Consider the following 19969-nt stretch of genomic DNA (forward strand, 5'->3'; position numbering starts at 1 on the left):
CGCTCCCTCCTGATTCGCTTGATCCCTCGTGCTTAAGGAACGTACCTTCCATGACGTCGTTTTCGAAATTCAGTTTATTGGGTGCAATGGCGTTAATCGTGTTGGTCGGATGCGGTCGCAGCGACTCGCAATCCACCGCGACATCGTCCGCCAAAGATGCAGATTCAAAGCTTCGCATCGCGGTCATTCCTAAAGGGACGAGCCACGAGTTTTGGAAGTCCGTTCGTCTGGGGGCTGAGAATGCCGCCAAAGAACTCGGCAACGTCGAAGTCATTTGGCGAGGCCCCGTGGTGGAAAGCGACACGGGCAGCCAAATCGAAGTCGTCAAGAACATGATCACGATGCAGGTCGATGGGATCGTGTTGGCTCCGAACCAAAAAGGCAGCCTGGTCGATGCGGTGGAAGAAGCAATCGGCGAGGGCATTCCCGTGGTGATTTTTGACAGCGGATTGGACAAAGGCCCCGCGATCACCAGTTATGTTGCCACCGACAACTTCAAAGGGGGGCAAATGGCGGCGGACCAGATGGCCAAAGCGATCGGCGAGAAAGGCAACGTGATCGTGTTGCGCTATTTGCCGGGCAGCGAAAGCACCGAGCAACGCGAAGAAGGGTTCCTCGACGCGATCAAAAAGTATCCGGAGATCAAAGTCGTTTCCTCCAGCGAGTACGCCGGTGACAACGCGACCTCGGCGAAAGAGAAAGTGGACCAATTGCTGCAAATTCACAGCAACGAGCTCAGCGGTATTTTTTCGGTTTGTGAACCGAACGCCAACGGAACCCTTGAATCGCTGCGTAATGCGGGCTTGAACAAAAAAGTGAAACTCATTGCCTTCGACCCTAGCGACGCTTTGATCGAAGCGCTTGCCGATGGTTCCTGCAGCGGGATTGTGCTACAGGACCCCATTCAAATGGGCTACCTGTCGGTCAAATCATTGATCGGCAGCATCCGTGGGGAAACGCCCGAAGCGTTCCAATCGACGGGAGAATACGTAGCGACGCCTGAGAACATGAACGACGAAAACATCAAAAAACGATTAACTCCGGCAACCTTTGATTAAATGAAACCACCGCTGCTCGAGATCCAAGGAATTAGCAAACGTTTTGGCCCGACGATCGCGCTGAACGACGTTTCATTGTCTGTCGTTGGCGGCGAAGTACTCGCCTTGATCGGTGAAAACGGTGCCGGTAAAAGCACGCTTCTGAAAACGCTTAGCGGGGCTCATCGTGCTGATTCCGGTTCGATGTCGATCGAAGGCAAGCCGTATTGCCCCGCCGGGCCAAGCGACGCGCGAGATCATGGCGTGGCGATGATCTATCAAGAATTGAATCTCGCCCCAGACCTGAGCGTCGAAGACAACATTATGCTGGGGCATCGCGGCAACCGCGGTGGTTTGTTGCTGCGATCCTCTCAACGTAACGTTGTCACCAAGGTGCTCGAAACGGTTGGCTTGGCAAACTTGAATCCAAGAGCGATCGTCGGCGAACAATCGGTTGCAACGCAGCAATTGTTAGAGATCGCACGTGCCTTGGCGAGTGATGCGAGAATCATTCTGTTTGACGAACCGACCAGTTCATTGCCTCAGAAAGACGTCGCTCGTTTGTTCGAGATCATCAAGACGCTAAAACGTTCGGGTTACGGCATCGTTTACATCAGCCATTTCTTAGAAGAAGTCCGTGAGGTTGCCGATCGCTACTCGGTGTTGCGCGATGGAAACAACGTGGGTGAAGGAACGATTGATGCGATCACCGACGATCAAATCATCTCGTTGATGGTGGGCCGCGATGTCGACGAACTTTACCCCGCGGTTCCTCATCAGATCGGTGAGGCATGGGTCGACGTGAAAGAGTTAAGCGGATCGGTGTCACCCAAACGGGTCAGCGTGTCGCTACATCGTGGCGAGATTTTTGGTGTCGCGGGACTGGTGGGGGCAGGGCGAACCGAATTGCTGCGTTCGATCTTTTCGCTTGACGCGATCAATGCGGGAAGTGTCAGCGTCGCAGGAAAGAAAATCAATGATTCCGTTCGCGCTCGGATGAAGGCCGGTTTCGGGATGCTTTCGGAGGATCGCAAGGGGGAAGGACTTGCTCAAGAATTGTCGATCATCGAAAATATCACCCTTGGATCCTTAGCCCCCTACACCAAGTTTGGCTTCATTAATCTGCGTCGACGGTCCGCGGTGGCAACGGAAACCATGAAACGGGTGGAGGTCAAAGCGGTCTCGGGACACCAACGGGTATCGGAGTTGTCCGGCGGCAATCAGCAGAAGGTCGCGATCGCCCGCATCTTGCACCAAGGAGCCGACATTTTGATGCTCGACGAGCCTACCAAAGGGATCGATGTCGGCACCAAAGCGGAAATTTACCGTCGGATGGGGCAATTGGCTGCGGAGGGAAAAACGCTGGTCTTCGTCAGCTCTTATTTGCCCGAATTGTTGTCGGTGTGTGATCGCATCGGCGTGATGGCACGAGGGGAACTACGTGAAACGCGGGACGCCCAAGATTGGAGCGAGGACGCGATCATGGCGGCCGCGATTGCCAGTGACGAGCTCCTCGGTGGCAATGGACCCTAGCAGCGGATGGACTCGAAGTACCTAGAATTTAAACAAGCACGGATTTGGGAGACAAAGGATCGGAGCTCATCCTTCATGCCGTTTTACCGCAGGTGTATTGGAGTGCAACTGGCAAATTCAGGTGAACGACAATCGCATCTCAAATTTTGTAAACAGACGAGACCGTTTCTCGTGATCGAACGGTCGCGTGGCTTTGCCTTGCTTTGATTCTTAATCGTAATCGTACTCTTAATCCTAATCTTCACTGGTACTCTCCGGCCGAGCACGGTTGCCCAGACGGGATTCAGATTAAGAGTTACTTGTTTAAGGGCTAGTGAGGATGGGATCGCTGCAACTTCCTCACCCCCTTCATTCAAATTCATTGAACTCCTCGGCTGACCTTCGTTTCCAATGTTAAAATCCATTTTCCGCTCGCAACTCGGGCCTCTCTTTGCATTGTTCTTCATCGTAATCTTGTTCTCGATCGCGGATTACTTGTTCAGCGAGGGCTTCTTTTTCTCAGCCCGAAACTTCCGCGTGGTCATGAGCTCGGCGGCGCTGATCGCGGTGCCTGCCTTTGGAATGACGATCATCATTATCGCAGGGGGAATCGACCTTTCCGCCGGCACCGCATTGACGCTTTGCGGGACGGTCATGGCGTTGATTTTGAAACATTCCGCCGCCGCAGCAGCCGATCCTGGATTTGCGTGGACCCTCTGTTTAGCCTTTGCGGCAACCATTTTCACAGGCTGTGTGTGTGGATTCATCAACGGCGGAATCATCAGCGCGACCAAAGTCGTTCCGTTTATTGTCACGCTGGGGACGATGACCATCTTTCTCGGCGTGGGGCAAATTATTGCGGGCGAATCGACCGTCTACGCCCCTAAAGAGAACATTCCAAATTGGTTGCGGTATCTATGTTATACCGGCTCTAACGGTGACCACTATTTGATTTCGGGAGTGATGATTTCGACCAGCGTGATCATTGCCGCCGTGCTCGCCATCTTGGTGGATCTGTTGATGCGATTCACCGTCTTTGGCCGAAACGTGTTCGCGATCGGTTCGAGTGAGTCCACCGCACGACTGTGCGGGATCCATGTTCCATGGACGATCGTGTCGGTTTACACCTTGGCTGGTTTCTTTACCGCGATCGGTGGGCTGCTGTACTTTGCCGACGTCAAGAATGGAAACCCCAGCGACGGCAGCGGCAAGGAACTGGAGATTATCGCCGCCGTGGTGCTCGGCGGCGGCAGTCTCAGCGGAGGGCGTGGATCGATCTTCGGAACCCTGGTCGGTGCTTTGATCATTACCGTGATCCGCAGCGGGTGTTCCCAGCTCTCGATTCCCAATACTTACACGCATATCATCATCGGCGGAATCATCATCGTTGCCGTGATCGTGGACCAATTGCGTCACGGATCCCCCGAGTGGTTCTTTCGGATGCTGCCCAAGTCAGAATCGCCATAGTCTGGACTGCTAACCAGGTAGTAAGAACACGCTCAATCGACCGGGCCATTGGCCCTAGCATTGATTGATTTTCTTGCCCCCAGTCGCGTTGGGCTCTTTATCTACCCCATCTCTCCTTAGCCCAATCCCGATAGGGATTTCAGAAATTAGCCGGTGGTTTGAGCGTAGCGAACACCACCGGAAAACCAAAACCAAACTCTGAATTGACCCTGAAGGGGTCATAGACAACCGGGCTACGCCCCCTTCAGGGTCGAAAGCGATTTCGCATTCTCGCTTTCCGAATGTGGCGTTTCGCTTGCCTACGGCCAATCTCCTCAATCCCTTTTGGGACAGGATCGAAAACCATTCGTCGTGAAATTTGTTAGAGAAAGAGACGCGTTGGGCTGCTCTAGGCAAACCGTCGGGGCTTTGCCTCTAAAGACAAAAACGCTACTCCAAAGAGCGTGAGCACGCGAATATCGCGTTTGACACGGTCCGCACTTAAGCAGGTAGGCAGGAGTCTTTCGGTAGATTAGCCGTTTTGGCGTTAGCCACGATTCAAGCGGTTCAACCGGGGCTAATGGGATTTCACCCAATCATTCCTGCCTCACTGCTTAGACGCTTTGAAGTGTTTTTTTACATACTCCGAAGCGTCAGCGAGGGAATCTCGATCTTCACGCGGTCCCTCGCTGACGCGTCGGGTTATGATTTGCCAGGAAAAACAGCGATAGCGTGACTTCAAAATTGACGCGTCGGGTGATGAAATATCCGTGACTACCGCCAAGCGGCTCATTTTGCGGACAGACGACTGCCTATATGCTTAACTGCAGTGATCGATGTCCGCGAAGCGTCTCCCCCCCCCCTTTAGGAACCCCATGCCGTGAACCGAACCCCGCAACGCATTGTCGGCATTCTGTTTTGGATTGCGGTGGGGGTGGCAATCGTCGTGGGGGTGATCCGATTAGAGCAACCGTCCCCAACGCAATCCGCCCATTCACAGCACACGTCGCTTTTGCGTTTCCTGACCTCGGCACCGACGGAAATCACACGTGTCGACCCAAGCGGAACGTTGCAACGCTACGATCCGGTGTTTCTGCAAAACGTGGATGGCCACTTTCGGCAAGTGGGCTATGTGCGTGAGCGGATGGTGGCGAATCCGCAAAACTTCTCCACCGCCACGACGGTAACCATTGCTTGGCATGATCGTGAATTCGTCGCCAGCGAGGTTGATTTTGTTCAATACCGAAACACGGGACGGCTCGAAGATGTCGCGAAGCTGATGTTGCCTGCGGAAAAGCGGCAACGCATCCGCCAGCAACTCGAAGCTGCGATGCAGATGTATGGGGATGAATTTTCCAAAGCGTTCCAGCCGCTAGTTCAACAAACCGTCACCCAATCATTACCCGTGATCGAAGCGGAGCTACAACTTTCGATCGGCCGTCACCGCGACGAGATCGATGCGTTGACGAAGCGATGGAACGAGGAAGTCGTTCGCAAGCGTTTGGTTCCTTTGGCACGAAACGAGATCATGCCGATTGTCAAACAACATGGGCAACCGACGGTTGAAAAAATGGGACGCGAGATTTGGAAGCGTGCTTCACTTTGGCGATTTGGTTGGCGTGCCGTCTACGATCGCACGCCGCTGCCCGAACAAAATTTGGTGAATGAAGAATGGCAACGTTTTGTAAAAAATGAAGCCGTGCCCGTATTCGAAGAGAATATGGACGAGATCGTTTCCGCCGTCCAACAAATCTTGACTGCAACCGCTGCGACCCCAACCGTACGCGCCGAGTTAGCGGAAGTCGCCGCAGATTTGGCACAAGATCCCGCAGCACAAAAACTCGTCAAAACGATTTTGCAAGAAACGCTGGTCGGCAACGAGCGTTTGCACCACGTTTGGGCAAACGTGTGGCAAAGCGACGAAGCGAGGCAAGCCATTGAAATGGCCTCGCGACGGATGGAACCGGTCATCCGTAATATCGGCGACGAGCTTTTTGGGACTCAAGAGGAAGGCATTGATCCGAGGTTCGCCCTGGTGCTCCGCAATCAAATCTTTGGCAAAGATCGGCGTTGGATCATCGCGATGCCCAATGGGAAAGAACCGACACCGATCGACGAAGCGCATGAACGAGGCTCCGAGCCACCACCCGATCACCGTGTGATTCGGTTTGCCACCCAATGGATGGCCTATCCGATCGTCCATCTTGCTGGCGAGGAAAGCCTGTGAATCGCGAAATGGAAACCACCAGCAAGCAAGACGCATCCGTGGGGTTACCGTTAAGCTTGATTGATATGGAGATCAAGGTCGGGGATCGGACCTTGATGAGTGACACCTCACTCACGATCCCCGCTGGAAAGATTACGGTGATCGTGGGTGCCAGCGGCGCTGGCAAATCGGTGCTGCTACGCACCCTGGCGGGCTTGCTGCCACGCGACGGTGAATCGATCCGTTGGCGGGGCGACATCGCGATTGGGCCCGCCGGCCCAGCGGAACATCAACAGCAGCCGGCGTTGCTAACACGCGTGGGCATCGTGTTCCAGCAATTTGCACTCTTCGACGAGCTTTCTCCGACCGCGAATGTTCAATTCGCGATCGATCATCGTCGCGACCGGTCGGTCCCGTCGTCCCAATCCGCTCAAGCGTGGGTAGAGGAACTCGGTGTGCCGACACACACTTCGGTATCCGCGCTCAGTGGCGGACAAAAGCAACGCTTGGCGATCGCGCGAACGTTGGCGGCCGCTCCCGATATTTTGCTTTACGATGAACCGACCAGTGGTTTGGATTCGGCCAGCGGGCGGAAGGTCGCCGAATTGATCCGGCATACCCAGACGATTCATCAACTCACCAGTATCGTGGTGACGCATGATTATGTCACGCTGCTGCCGATTGCCGACGAAGTCTTGCTGCTCGATTCGGCCAGCCAAAAATTGGTGCGAATCGAAGCGGATCAATGGGACGTCATCCCCCAGCGAATGCAACCGGTCGCATTGACAACACCGCCGGATGACGCCCCAACTACCACCGCTTGGGGAGCCTCGCTCACACGATTCGGTACTCTCGCTCGTCAGGGAACGAACGACTTTTTTGCGGCCACGGGATCGGCCATTTGGATCGCTCTCTGTTTGCCATTGGAGCTACGGCCCTACTTTCCCCGCGTGCGCTGGGGACTGCGGTTTGTGCTCCACTACCTGCGACTCGTTGGCGGACCTTCGGCATGGTTCTATTTGGTCTTGGCGGGGCTGATCATTGGTTTCACCAGCACCTATTTCACCTTCAAATTCCTGCCCTATCAAGCGTATACGCAACCTCTGTTGATCGATGAGTTGCTGGCTTCGATTGGATTTGCGCTTTATCGCATCTTGGTTCCTGTGTTGGCAACGATCTTGATCGCGGCGCGTTGTGGGGCCGCGATCGCAGCCGATGTCGGGGTCAAACGCTACGGAGGGCAAATCGATGCCTTGCAAACGCTCGGGGTGATGCCGCGAACGTACTTGTTACTACCGATCGTCATCGCCTTTGTGATTGCCACGCCGGTGTTGGAATGGATGGCGATGGGCGCCGCAACGTGGATTAGCTTGGTCACCTTCATGGCGACACACCCCAACGAGGGCCCCTATTTCTGGGAACAACATTTCTATCGCAACCTGCACCCTCACGATGGATGGCTGCTGATGGGATGGAAATGGGTGTTGACCAAGAACCTCGTCTGTGGATTTGGCATCGCCTGTATCGCGTACTATCAAGGACTTGCCCCCAAAAACTCAGCCAATGATGTCAGCCGTTCGATCACCTCGACCGTGTTATGGACGACGCTTTATGTGTTGGTGGTCCATTTTGTGACCGCGTTGTTGGAATTTTAGTACCGATTCGAAAACCTCGGAAAAACGCAGCTCGTGAGGATATCTTAGAACGCGGCTGCGTCCGCGAGCGAAAACCACGCTTGATGCGGTCCTTCGCTTACACGTTTTGAAGTTGCGTTTTTTTCACAACCCGAAGCGTAAGCGAGGGAATACCGTGATTGGCTCGGTCCCTCGCTTACGCGTCGGGTTATGATTTTCCGGCAATCACGCAACTTCAAAAGGGATGCTCGAGTTACGATTTTGACTTGCGTCGATCATTCCGATGCCGTAACGGTTTGTGTTCTCGGTTCATTGCTTTCCCGTTCATCTATGTTTGCTCTACAATCGACCGTATGAACAACTCCCAACGTCTGCTCGTCGCACTGTGTTTGACCCTGCCCCTCTTTTCGCTGGCGACCGGGTGTGCTCCGGCAACGCAGCATTACGATTCGGAACCTCCATCCAAATCCGCCGCAGCCCCCTCGTTGCCAACGCATCAACCGAAGTTCAGTGACGATGCCTATTTGATGGCAGCCTTGGATGGCAACATGCAAGTCATCGACCTGGCGCTGACTTCGGGAACCGAATTAAACACTCAGAACGAACGGGGTCACAATGCGTTGCATCTAGCATCGTTCAACGGGCACACCGATGCCGTCAACTATCTGTTGAGCAAAGGGATGAAGGTCGATGAACGTGATGGTGAAGGCAAATCAGCGTTGATCCATGCCGCATCAGGCGATTTCGCCGATACGGTCGAAGTCTTGATCAAGGCCGGTGCCGATGTCAATTTGAAAGACGAGACGGAAGGCTTCACGGCGCTGATGATGGCTGCGGCGGAAGGCCAAATGGACGTCGTCAACGCGCTGATGCAACACGGTGCGGACAAGACGATGACGGACGTCGATGGCGACACCGCCGAAGTCTTTGCCCGCAACAACGGGCACTTTGAAATTGCGGATCGGCTAGCGGACAACGATGAAACGAAGCCCGAGTAACCGAAGCTTGTCATCCCCCACCTCTTCCGTTGCGATCGCGGCGACAGCAGTCAGCACGTGAGTAACCGAAACCGTAACGCAGGGTGAGTTTGGTTACTCAAGCTCTGCCGGCTTTTCCGATTTCTTCACGTCTTCTTTCGGTTCCGCGTTCTCCTTCTCCTTGTCCTTCTCCTTGTCGGACTCTGCTTTCCAGGTGGGGTCCTCGATCGTCGCGAGTTCGACTTGGACGATCATCTCCTTGCCCGCCCGATAGATTTTGACTTCTTGCATCGACCCGATCGGCTTTCGCTCGACGACCTCTTGTAAACTGCTTGGTTTACGCACTCGTTCGCCCGCAAATTCGAGAATCACGTCCAACGGTTTCAAACCGGCTCGTTCGGCAGCGGACCCTGTGATGACTTGGTAAACCAAAACCCCGAGCCCGACCGGCAAGTTGACCTTTTTGGCAACCTTGGGACTCAATTCGGAAAGCTGGATCCCGATCGCAGCCCGGCGAACGCGGCCATGTTCGTCGAGTTCATCAGCGATCCATTTGGCTTGATTGATCGGAATGGCAAAGCCGATTCCTTGGTAACTGCCGTTGCGGGTGGCAATCGCGGTGCTGATCGCGATCGTCTTTCCATCCAAATCGATCAGCGGACCTCCTGAATTTCCGGGATTGATTGCCGCATCGGTTTGCAACAAACGGCCGCGACGGATTCGCTGAAGCGTGCGATGTTTGGCACTGATGATTCCAGCACTGACGGTGGCCTCGAGCCGAAACGGGCTGCCAATCGCGAGCACCCAATCCCCGATCTCCATTTGATCGGAGTCGCCGATCGCGGCAAACGGAAACGGAGTGTCCCGTTGGATGCGAACGATCGCAATGTCGCTGTCGGCATCGCCATGCACCTCGACCGCTTCGATTTCCGTCTCGTCGGCAAGTTGAACCACGACCTTCTTGGCCCCAGTGATGACGTGGTTATTGGTAATGATTAATCCATTTTTGTCAACAATCACCCCGGAGCCCAATCCGGTTAACGGGAGCGAGTCTCCGTCGGCGTTTTCACGCGGCGGAGGCGTTGGCCCAGGTCGCTCGGTGTCGTCATCCTCGGCCGGCACTTCGACATTTTGACCATACGAGAAAACCGTCACCACCGAGGGGGTCGCTCGTCGGGCGGCAACGCGAAACGCTTTGGACAACGCACGCGGCCCCGCTTGAATTTCGCCAACCGTTTCGGCGTGGTTGGTTGACGATTCAGGTTCGTCGGCACGCGTCAGGGCGGACGAACCAGGGACGAGACAGCAAAGGAAAACGAGAAAGGCAAGCCGACGTTTCATTTCGATACTTTGACTTTGGTTAGGTAAAATCGGTGACGTGATCCAAACGCAGGGAACGAGTCACTTCCCATCAGGTCACTTCCCATCAGGGACATCGCCCCAGCATGATAGCTAAGAAACCAGTATCATGCCCACTGCGGACCGTCATCGTCACTATAACGGTTTAACGTGTTTGGGGTCACCGAGAAGGTTGGGGCAATGATACCGGCAACATTATTGGCAAAAAAGCGAAACGGTCATGCCTTGACCCCGGCCGAAATCGAATTTCTGGTCCATGGTTTCGGTTCCGGAGAAGTCGCCGATTATCAAATGTCGGCATTCATGATGGCTGTTTGCATCCAAGGCATGGAGCCTAGCGAGATCAGTGCCTTGACTGAAGCGATGCTGCAATCGGGGGACAAATTACCACGTTGTACCGACCGACCTCGCGTCGACAAACACAGCACTGGAGGACTCGGCGATAAGGTTTCCCTCATCCTCGCACCGCTGTTGGCGACGTGTGACGTTGACGTGCCAATGATCAGCGGCCGCGGACTCGGCTTGACCGGAGGCACGTTAGACAAGCTGGAATCGATCGAGGGTTTGCAAACGCAATTGACCGCCGAACAGTCGAGCAAGGTGCTGCGCAAAACCGGCGTCTTTATCATTGGCGCGGATGCCAAAATTGCGCCTGCCGATCGACGTCTGTACGCGATTCGCGATGTCACCGGCACAGTGGAATCGGTGGCCCTGATCACGGCCAGCATCCTCAGTAAAAAACTTGCCGCTCGACTGGACGCCTTGGTCATGGACGTCAAAGTCGGTTCAGGGGGATTTATGAAAACACTCGAGCAAGCCCGGGAATTGGCGCAGTCGCTGATTCGTGTCGGTGCCCAGTCGGAGCTACCGATTACGGCGATCCTTTCCGACATGGACCAACCGCTCGGCGCGGCAATTGGAAACGCGATCGAAGTCAACGAAGCCGTCGACGTGCTGCAGGGCATTGGCCCACCGGAAGTTCGCGAGTTAACGATTCAGCTCGGCGCAAATCTATTGGTCGCTTGCCACGATGGCATGTCGCGTGATGAAGCGATCACAAAACTAACGCACAACCTCGACGCGGGAATCGCGATGGAGCGTTTTGAACAGATGGTAGTGGCGCAAGGCGGACGTCCCGATTTCCCCCGCCCGATCGGAAGCGAATGGATGATCGAGTGCCCGGTCGATGGCTGGATCGAGAAAATTGATTGTGAAACCCTCGGGCAAACCATTGTCGAACTCGGCGGCGGCCGACGGCGAAAAGAGGACCGCATCGACCCCAGCGTGGGGCTGCAAGTCCATTGCCGCGTGGGACAGCGTGTGAAGCGGGGCACGCCGATCCTCAGTCTGCATTGCGACAAGCGTCACCATGACGATTACGTTGCACGGCTGCAAAACGCGGTGACCCTTTCAGATCAACCGGTCAAGAGTGTTCCTCTCCTGATCGAACACCTTTGTTAAACGGACATTGTCTTCCGGTTCGGCAGCTCCTTGTCAAATCCGAACACAATGTCTGGCTCCGATGCCGTCATCTTGCGTGCATCTCCCGGAGGGATGACCGCGATTACCGGGCCGGAGGCCGCTGCGAAGTCACGTCTCGGGTCGTGTTATCGGTCCGTAAACCACTCGCGACTTTCCCTCATCCCTTCAGGATCGTTACTCGTTATGGCTTCACCGATTCCGACATCGCTACCGGGCTGCTCTCGGCTCACTGCTCACGACTCTGGGGGTTGATGCAAGGCATTGTTGTTGTTCGATGCCAAGTCCGAGCGAGTCGGGGGACAGTCCCACGCGGAAGTCGCGGAAGGCTCCATCCCGCCTCCCCTCCATCAGGTGACGCCGTGCCTTTGGACGTAGATTCCCGCGCGATGTGCAAAAGCCCGAGATGCGAAAAGGCCCCGCGATGTGTAAAGGGCCCGAAGAACTTAACGATCTTCCTACACGTGATCATGACAGCGAACGTTGGGCCTCCAACTTGGGGACGCTCAATCAATGCACGAAGGGGGGACACGGGAATATTTTTCATCGTCCAAGGGTGCGAGGCCCCATTCGCGGAGCGTGCTTTGCTTGCTTTACACCCCAGAAGCGTCTAAAACATCACTAGCGTCCGAGAAATCAAACTTGACCTTTCATTGCGCGAAAGACAACACGAAATTCATCTCGTCCTTGGATGCTTACCTGACCTTGCTGCTTATCACGCTTAGACACTTTTCACGATTAACCGAGCCCAGCGATGGTGGAACTTAAGCCCAAAGAGATCGAGCGACTCATCGTTTCCGCAACCACCGCGCGGGATCAAGCATACGCTCCTCACAGCCATTTCTACGTGGGCGCGGCGTTGTTAATGCATGACGACGAAATCATCATCGGTTGCAATGTCGAGAACGCGAGCTATTCGATGTGCTTGTGTGCCGAGCGAGTTGCAGCAGCGTCGGCCATCGCAGCGGGCTATCGATCTTGGCGTGCGATTGCGATCGCGAGCGTCGGAGGTGTTCCGCCGTGTGGTGCGTGCCGGCAATTCTTGTCCGAGTTTGGCATGGACTTGCATGTGATCACAACGGACGTACTCGATGGCTCATTCAAAAAGCGAAAGCTAACCCAATTGTTCCCCGATGCATTCGATGGTTCGAATCTCCCCCATCACGCTTAAGGGTTCGCTCAATTTGTTGAGCGTGGCTGCGACCTGATCACGGTTAGGAGCGTCCTAGTTTTTCAAAATCGGTCCGCACCGCATTGTATATTCGCGAAAGCAACGGCCGATTATCGCGAATCGTCATCGTCCCGAGTTGTCCGGCGCGTACCTCGGTGCTGGTAATTGGATCGAGTTTCGTGACGCTCTCAAGGTAGGGTTGCACCAAACGCATTTCGCCGGATCCATCGAGCGCCGGTTCGACGGCCAGTGGCCCCCCGGCGGTCGCCGCCAATGCGGGATGCATCACGGTTCGATAGGCTCGCGACCGCAACGAAGCGGGTTTCGCATGGATCGTTTGACCGCCTCGAAGTCGCACACGTGACGAATCGCCTCGCTTGTGCACTTGTTCATACGCATCCACGTCGTGTTCGGCTACCACCGCGAGCAATTCCATTTCATGTGGATCGGAAACACGCAACAATTCGTAACCTGCCGGAACAAACCGTCCTGGCAACGAATCGACATTGCTGCCCAGAACATATCCCGAACGCAGCGCGACAACCGTGAGCTGAGAGATCTGATGATCGAGCTCTGCGACTTGGCGGCGGAGAGCGTTTGCGTTCTCGCGATACGCCGCCGACTTTGCCAACTCGCCTTGCCGACGAAATTGAATGGATTGTAGTTCGGCGATCTCGAGGTCGTCCGCTTTCTGGTCCCGTTTGATTCTCAATTCGGGATCGCTCAACCGCATCAGCAATGTACCTTGTTCAACAAATTGACTTCGCTGAACAAACACCGATTCGACAAACGCATCACTGGGGGATCGTGCAACTTGCTCGTCTTGAAACCGCACCACGACCGCAACCCGGCGGTCAAACGGCGACGAAACGGTTCCCAATTGCTGAAACACGCATACAAGCAAACTGGCAAAAAACAACAACCGCCGACGATAGTGATTCAGGCCGAAGCGTTCAGCGGGATGGAGCATCCATATTTTCCATGTCCAGCGGATCGTGGGAATCACGAACCACATCAACACACCGGCGATTGCCAACAAAATCCCCAGACCGCGTGCCCACATCGCGACCCCGAGCACGAGCCCGCCCATCCAAACCATTTGGAACACGATGCTACACCCGGCATGCAGCGACGCAAACCAAACTCGCCATCCCACCAACCATGGTCGCGGTTGGGGAATGCCAAAGAAGATATTCTGAAGCCACGCCCCCAATTGGCGACGACCGTGCATTCGTAGATTGGGAATTTCGGTTAGATCCGAAAGCACATAATAACCGTCGAGTCGCAGCAGCGGGTTTGCGTTCACCAGTAATGTAGCGGGGCCCGCGATCAAGAAAATTTGTGCTGCGAGATGCTTGCTGTAACCATCGGGCAGAAACCACCACGCCCAAGCCGCCAACGAGGCCACCGCTAATTCAAAGTACACGCCCCCCAATGCGATTTGCACCCGTTGGAAACGTCGACGCAGTTTCCAGGCATCGGTGACGTCCACGTACGCCAAGGGGGCAAGTAGGAAAAACATTATCCCCACTTGGCCCACGCGAACGCCGTGATGTTTTGCTGCGATGGCATGCCCCGCTTCGTGAATCAGTTTGGCAACGATCCAAACCAACAACAGAATCGGCCACAGCGCAGGATCAAACATCTGACGAAGTTCGCTGGCAAATGAATCCGCATGACCGTAAACCAAACACAGACTGCTGGCGACGAGCAGCATCCAGACGGCGATTCCGCTGGCATCAAATGCGCGGCCGAGGTAACGCTCTAGAACGGTCGCAATCCGATCACCGCGAACGAGTGGGATGCGTTGGCTAATCATCAAGGGTAGATAACGCAGCAGCGTTGCGAACGCGCCAAGTGGTGGAGGCGACTGGGGCGGAGTATCCGCGTCCGAGATCGGCTCGGGAACTTCAAGCCAATGGCTCGCACGATCTTCGATTTCACTCGACGTCGTTGCTGCAGCGAGCGAAGAGGCGTCGCAACGCGGTGGGCCATGTTTGATCACCGCCAGATTGGCTTTGATCAATTGGGCGATGAACTTTGCCAGCTCTTCGGTCGACCACTCGATCCCTTCGCTGCGCAGCGTTTCAAACAACTCAGGCACATCGCGGACGCCGTCCAACAGAGATGCGACGCGGTATTCTTCGGGACCAAGCTGAAAAAATTTGCCTGTGGCTTCGTGGTGCGACATGTAGCTGGTGTGTCCACCGATCTCGCGCGCAACGAAGGTCACCTCGGGATCCAGGATCACGGTCGGCATCGAAGGTGAGTTCGCGTCACTGCTCATGTTTCACTCAAAATTTAAAATCGGCTTCCAGCCTGTCCATCGGGCGGATGCGACGCACTGCAGCGAGGTGGCGTTTTTAGTCGCGGTGCGGCGGGGGCCGCGTCGCAACTAACATCGATGCCCCGCAGCAAACGCCGCCGGCTCAAAACTCTAGTACCCGACCCACCACAACACTCGCTCCAGTCCGCCTCGGACCCAAGACCAGATCCACGGCCGTACCGGGCCATAGGTGGTTGCGTTCCCTTGCATCCCGGGACGCAATTTATTGTCTTCGTTTTCCACTTCGATTCGACCGATGAAAACGTTTTTGTCGTCACGAATCTCCGACGACGGATACAAATCGAGGAGATCTTGTTGGATCGATTTCCCACCGATTGCACCAAAACGGATACGCGTCGGGGAATCCGCACTGACAAAATCGATCTCATGTGCAGGGATTTCGATCTCGATCGCCATCCGCTGCATGGGCGAGATTTCAAACATCGTTTGCCCCGTTTCCAGCGGCGATCCGACGTATTGGCTCAAATCACCACTAATGATCACGCCATCAATCGGGCTGACCACTTCCAGCCGACTCAAGCGATCCGAAAGTAAATCCAGTGAGCGTTGTAGTTGTCGTTCCCGCAAGCGTGCTTGTTGTGCATTGGCGATGCGTCCGGTAGCCAACGCGGTGTCGCGTTCTTTGGACGCCTGTTGAATCTCAGCCGCAATCGACTCTCGCTCCAAACGCAACGGACGCCCATCGAGTATCCCGAGGGGCTCACCTGCCTTGACGGTTTGCCCCGGCTTCACATGCGTTGCCAACAAGGTTGCAGCAAAAGGAGTGGCAACCAAACGTTGTTGCAGCGGCAGCACGGTCGCGCGACAGCTCACGCGATAGTGAACCGGCCAAAACACCAACAACAACATCAGCAATGAAAGGGCCCCGGCAATCGTTAGCGTCCGCCGCGTTAGTTTACGAATGGCTTTGGGGGCGGTGTGATTGGGACGACTCCAAAAGACGTTGCTCAAGGTTTGAATGATGGTTCGCAACCACTCGCCAAAGACCGATTGCTCCGGCAACGGATAAACCCACACCACACATCGGCGATCGGTCTCGTTCTGTGGCATGCACAAGACCATCGTTTCCCCATCGATTTCAACGCCACACTTCCGATCCAACCACTCGCTCCATTGCTGCGCCGCGACGACTCGTGGTCCGCTTTCCGGTCCAATCCACCCCAGCCGATGATCATAGAGTCGCTTCAGCTGAGTGTTGCCGATGCCGCAGCGCACCGTCGCGTCGGGGTAGCGACGAGAAAGCTCGTGGGTCATGATTCGTGCGGCATCACGGCGGGTATCTGCCGCTGCGATGGCCCCGATAATCTCAAACAATTTCCCCAGTTGTGCGGGAGGCTTTTGCCCCGTCGACGCGGGACTCGGTTCGGATCGAGGTGCCTCAGCGGATGGATTCGATGCGAGTGGCGATGGTGCAGGCGCAGCTGCCCCCGATGTTGCGGTTTTGTCCGACAACGAGACATGCAACATGGCATCGGTCTGATACGCTTCAGCCTGCGGTACGATACTCACCTTGTCAGCCCCTCCTGCACCGAGAAGGGAGCGAATTGCTTCACGGCGGAAACGGAGTCCCCAGCCCGGCCCGGGGCTCCTACGGAACTTCCTGAGATACTTAACGTGCAGCGATCTCCAGGGCGCAGTTCGTGATCGGCATTGTCCAATTCGACGCGCACCCGCACGGTCCCGCTTTCCCCATCAATGTTGGGGGCAATGGAGACAATTTTTGTCTCGATCGTCTTGCCAATGCTGCGCAAAAAGATCCTTGCCGGCGTGCCGACTTGCATGCGTGTGATCTCTTCGGCCGGGACGTTAAAAACCGCAATCAAACGATCGATCACCAATAGGCGGGCAATCACCGGATCGCTGGGAGAGACGTACTCCCCCGGTTCACGGAAGAGTTCCGCAATCACTCCACGCACGGGCGATACAATTTGACGCCGATCCAATTGCAATTGATAACGTTCTAGTTCCAAGCGACGCAGATGAGTTTGCTCTTGTGCGGCCAACAGTTTCGCGTCGGCAATCTCCAGATCGGCTTCGGTACGACGCAGTTCATCGGGACGCGCCATCTTCTTTTCCGCGAGTTCACGCACCATCGTCAATCGTTTGCGTTGCAGATCGGCTTCGACCGCCGCCGCTTGCTCATTGGCTTTCATGCGAGCTTGAAGCTCGGCCAGTTTCACCGCCGACGCTTGAATCTCATTATCAAGTCGTCCAATCGTTTGCCCGGCTTCGACCCGTTCACCGATGTTGACGTCCATTGCGATCAACAAACCGACTTCGGCAGCCGCGACCATGATGTCATGTTCCGGCTCGGTAAAGCCGTCATAGACCAACAAGTGTTGCTGGGAAAAGGCACTCGTTTGAGCCGAGGCGATGGGATTCAGCGAAACGGGACCGACTCCGATGCCCCAGAGAATCGTGGCCGAAAACACGAGTTGGGCAAGCGGTTTAGTTGCCAATGACTTCACCGCCAGTGTGGATTTTGTCGAACGTTTCATGCTTCGGTTCCTTGTTTATGATTGGCTTCGATCAAACCCGATTGCACGGGATCGTTACCGAATAGCAATACCTTCAAACGACGCGGCAACGACGGCGGCTTGCCTGAGGTTGAACTCGGCTCGGACATCGTTTCAATGATCTCGCCGCTTCGCAGCGATGGCGGCGGCGACGCGGAAACCGGCGGCGATGCGTTCATCAACACAGGGGTGGGTTCGGTCACGACGGGCAATCCGTTTGCGTCGGGAGTTCGAAAGGTGTCCACTCGTGTTTGCCCTGGGCTACGCACGGTGCTGATGTTCTCGTGCACCAACAGATTTCCCATCGCTCGCTCTAATTCGACGAGCGAAACCAAGTAGTTGACTTGGGTAGAAACCCATTCACGCTCGGCATCCGAGCGACGTTGTTGAGCGTCTAACAAGTTCTCGAGCACCACTCCCACACGAGCGCCATCCCCGCCCAGCATCATCCAACGCTCCGTCAAGACGGTTTCTTCATCACTCGCGGCGATCACGGTTTGCCGTTTGCTTTGATGTTGAGCAATCGTGGTTTGCACATCGATCAGTGCGGTTTCGATTTCCGCGCGAGTGACTTGCATCGTCTCGCGAAGCTCTTCCGATTTTTGGCGGTACCAATGGGTGGCTTCGCGGTGGCGGGCACGAGCATAGCGATTGCCTTGAGGCATCTCGTATTGCAACGCCACGCTCAGCCCCGGCCCGCCCTCGGTGAATTGCTTTCCAAAAGCGCGAAAGGAGGCGTTGTTCCCCGTCAGCCCGGCAAGGTAAGCGTCGAAGACCGCATTCAATTCCGGCAACAATTGATTGCGGGTGATCCGTATCGATAATGCCGCCGATTCAAGCTCTTTGGCCGCCGCACGGACCTCGGGGCGATTCTCGATACCTTTTAGCACCGCATCACGTAGCGTCCATTGAAGTGAGGCAGCCAAAGGAGGGTCTAACGGAATCATTTCCAACCCATTTTCCGCTGTCATCAATTCCTGGCGGCCAATCAGCATCGCAAGCCTGGCTTGTTGACGCCGCACGTTTGCTTCGGCCGAAATGATTTGATCCATGCGGCGTGCCAATCGACCACGCACCTTCGCCAACTCAATGCGACTAGAATCAAAGTCCGAGCGACCGACAATGATTCGCTCAATCTCTTGCCCACGTTCCAACAACTTTTGTTGTTGCAGGAAATGGCAGCGAAGTTCGTAGAGTTGCCAATACGCCGTCATCACATCGGCAATGCGTTGTTCGATTTGACGCCGCATCTCTTGCCAGGAAACGCCCGCATCAATCCGGGCTTGAGTCAACAAGCGTTCCGTGTAGACCTGGCCCCCCCGTGCTAACAGCGGACGAGTCAAACTGAGACTCAAGCGGGAATTACCTTGATTGCTGGGATCAAAGAACAAACTGTTGCTATCAAGCGTGCCGAGCTCTTGCGACAAATCCCAAACCGATCCCGAACGCGTCGTCTTTGCCACGCCAGCACTGACCCCGAGCGATTCTTGTTTCAAGCGGTTGGGGCCCCCGGTCGTCAACGTACTGCCGACCGGATCGTTGGTTAAACCGCCTTTGGTTTCAAGCAATAACTTTGAATCAAACGCGGCGTCTTGCTGAGTGATCTTCTCTAACGCCACACTGGTTCGACTCGAAACACTTTGAATTCGAGGGCTGTGCGTGAGCGTGTCGAGCAACACGGTGTTCAGATCGAACGAGACCCAGTGCGGTTGTGGCATGATTGGATTCGCCACCGCAGCGGTCCACCACTGAAACTGATACGGATCGGTTTGATTCTCAGCCTCGGTCGTAGGATGTGGAATCGCGTCATGCGGCGAGATCGCGTCCCCCTGGTCCCCTCGCAATGGCTGCGCAATGCCAGCGAGCGTTGCCAAAGCAACGATAGCTAGCATTGAGAGCTTCAGCGATGGATCAAGATACCGGGGCATGTTCCTGACTACTGATAGGGGGGTGTCTTACACACCTGTGCATAACCGACGTATTCGTTGTATCGGTCACCACCAAGGTCCGATCGTGACGACTGTGCCGAAAAAAGCCGCTCCCGGTCATGTTCTGAAGGCTAACCGTCATCTACGGCAAACACGCCGCAACCCTCAAAGTCACCCCAATCGATCCAGGTCGCGCATCCGTTTCGCTAGAGTGCCTCACCCACCGAGTAACCGCCACTCCGGCCCGATTTGATCGGCGGAGCCGTCACCTCCTTCGCGATCCCTACGGTCAACGCAATCCGAATATTTTCAGACGAATGCGACTGGTCCTCTATTTCTGACCGAAAGTGGTACTGG

The 19969-nt window shown here is 55.4% G+C and carries 13 protein-coding genes; 8 read left to right on the plus strand and 5 right to left on the minus strand.

From position 1 onward, the window contains the following. Positions 1-50 precede the first annotated feature (50 nt). From Pla52o_RS09875 to Pla52o_RS09900, 6 genes are all read left to right on the plus strand, one after another. Complete coding sequence (locus Pla52o_RS09875) at positions 51-1058, plus strand: ABC transporter substrate-binding protein (RefSeq protein ID WP_231612222.1); 1008 nt, start codon at positions 51-53, stop codon at positions 1056-1058. Continuing rightward, complete coding sequence (locus tag Pla52o_RS09880; RefSeq protein WP_146594436.1) at positions 1059-2570, plus strand: sugar ABC transporter ATP-binding protein; 1512 nt, start codon at positions 1059-1061, stop codon at positions 2568-2570. 390 nt (positions 2571-2960) lie between these two features. Then, positions 2961-4016, plus strand: a complete 1056-nt coding sequence (locus Pla52o_RS09885; protein ID WP_146594437.1) for an ABC transporter permease — start codon at positions 2961-2963, stop codon at positions 4014-4016. 859 nt (positions 4017-4875) lie between these two features. Continuing rightward, positions 4876-6222, plus strand: coding sequence for a hypothetical protein (locus Pla52o_RS09890; RefSeq protein ID WP_146594438.1), 1347 nt, complete (start codon positions 4876-4878; stop codon positions 6220-6222). Next, complete coding sequence (locus tag Pla52o_RS09895; protein WP_231612223.1) at positions 6219-7856, plus strand: ABC transporter permease; 1638 nt, start codon at positions 6219-6221, stop codon at positions 7854-7856. The genes Pla52o_RS09890 and Pla52o_RS09895 overlap by 4 nt, the downstream gene beginning before the upstream one ends. A gap of 332 nt (positions 7857-8188) precedes the next feature. Then, the gene (locus Pla52o_RS09900) at positions 8189-8833 is read left to right on the plus strand and encodes an ankyrin repeat domain-containing protein (protein ID WP_146594439.1); all 645 of its coding nucleotides are present in this window, start codon (positions 8189-8191) and stop codon (positions 8831-8833) included. Positions 8834-8926: 93 nt separating this feature from the next. Here the strand turns inward: Pla52o_RS09900 and Pla52o_RS09905 are convergent, their stop codons facing one another. After that, the gene (locus Pla52o_RS09905) at positions 8927-10153 is read right to left on the minus strand and encodes a S1C family serine protease (RefSeq protein WP_146594440.1); all 1227 of its coding nucleotides are present in this window, start codon (positions 10151-10153) and stop codon (positions 8927-8929) included. 198 nt (positions 10154-10351) lie between these two features. Between Pla52o_RS09905 and Pla52o_RS09910 the strand changes: the two genes are divergently transcribed. Next, on the plus strand, positions 10352-11632 hold the full coding sequence (locus Pla52o_RS09910) for a thymidine phosphorylase (RefSeq protein WP_146594441.1): 1281 nt from the start codon (positions 10352-10354) through the stop codon (positions 11630-11632). A gap of 772 nt (positions 11633-12404) precedes the next feature. Continuing rightward, a complete protein-coding gene (gene cdd / locus Pla52o_RS09915) occupies positions 12405-12821 on the plus strand; it encodes a cytidine deaminase (RefSeq protein ID WP_146594442.1) in 417 nt (138 codons plus the stop codon). Positions 12822-12864: 43 nt separating this feature from the next. Here cdd and Pla52o_RS09920 read toward each other — a convergent pair whose 3' ends face one another. The 4 genes from Pla52o_RS09920 to Pla52o_RS09935 form a co-directional block, all read right to left on the minus strand. Further along, complete coding sequence (locus Pla52o_RS09920) at positions 12865-15108, minus strand: site-2 protease family protein (protein WP_146594443.1); 2244 nt, start codon at positions 15106-15108, stop codon at positions 12865-12867. Between the two features lie 150 nt (positions 15109-15258). Beyond that, entirely contained in the window at positions 15259-16677 is a 1419-nt protein-coding gene (locus Pla52o_RS09925) for an efflux RND transporter periplasmic adaptor subunit (RefSeq protein WP_146594444.1), read from the minus strand. Then, positions 16674-17666, minus strand: coding sequence for an efflux RND transporter periplasmic adaptor subunit (locus Pla52o_RS09930; protein WP_146594445.1), 993 nt, complete (start codon positions 17664-17666; stop codon positions 16674-16676). The genes Pla52o_RS09925 and Pla52o_RS09930 overlap by 4 nt, the downstream gene beginning before the upstream one ends. Continuing rightward, positions 17663-19576 (minus strand): TolC family protein, encoded by a 1914-nt coding sequence (locus tag Pla52o_RS09935; protein ID WP_197169133.1) that lies wholly within the window; start codon positions 19574-19576, stop codon positions 17663-17665. Before Pla52o_RS09935 ends, Pla52o_RS09930 begins: the two co-directional genes overlap by 4 nt. Positions 19577-19969 lie beyond the last annotated feature (393 nt).

It is taken from the genome of Novipirellula galeiformis, from assembly GCF_007860095.1.
In the GTDB taxonomy this organism is placed as follows: domain Bacteria; phylum Planctomycetota; class Planctomycetia; order Pirellulales; family Pirellulaceae; genus Novipirellula; species Novipirellula galeiformis.

Excerpts from the sequence above, each read along its gene's own strand:
- Pla52o_RS09875 (WP_231612222.1), top strand. The coding sequence starts at position 51 with ATGACGTCGTTTTCGAAATTCAGTTTATTGGGTGCAATGGCGTTAATC.
- Pla52o_RS09880 (WP_146594436.1), top strand. The coding sequence starts at position 1,059 with ATGAAACCACCGCTGCTCGAGATCCAAGGAATTAGCAAACGTTTTGGC.
- Pla52o_RS09885 (WP_146594437.1), top strand. The coding sequence starts at position 2,961 with ATGTTAAAATCCATTTTCCGCTCGCAACTCGGGCCTCTCTTTGCATTG.
- Pla52o_RS09900 (WP_146594439.1), top strand. The coding sequence starts at position 8,189 with ATGAACAACTCCCAACGTCTGCTCGTCGCACTGTGTTTGACCCTGCCC.
- Pla52o_RS09905 (WP_146594440.1), bottom strand. The coding sequence starts at position 10,153 with ATGAAACGTCGGCTTGCCTTTCTCGTTTTCCTTTGCTGTCTCGTCCCT.
- Pla52o_RS09910 (WP_146594441.1), top strand. The coding sequence starts at position 10,352 with ATGATACCGGCAACATTATTGGCAAAAAAGCGAAACGGTCATGCCTTG.
- cdd (WP_146594442.1), top strand. The coding sequence starts at position 12,405 with ATGGTGGAACTTAAGCCCAAAGAGATCGAGCGACTCATCGTTTCCGCA.
- Pla52o_RS09920 (WP_146594443.1), bottom strand. The coding sequence starts at position 15,108 with ATGAGCAGTGACGCGAACTCACCTTCGATGCCGACCGTGATCCTGGAT.
- Pla52o_RS09930 (WP_146594445.1), bottom strand. The coding sequence starts at position 17,666 with ATGAAACGTTCGACAAAATCCACACTGGCGGTGAAGTCATTGGCAACT.
- Pla52o_RS09935 (WP_197169133.1), bottom strand. The coding sequence starts at position 19,576 with ATGCTAGCTATCGTTGCTTTGGCAACGCTCGCTGGCATTGCGCAGCCA.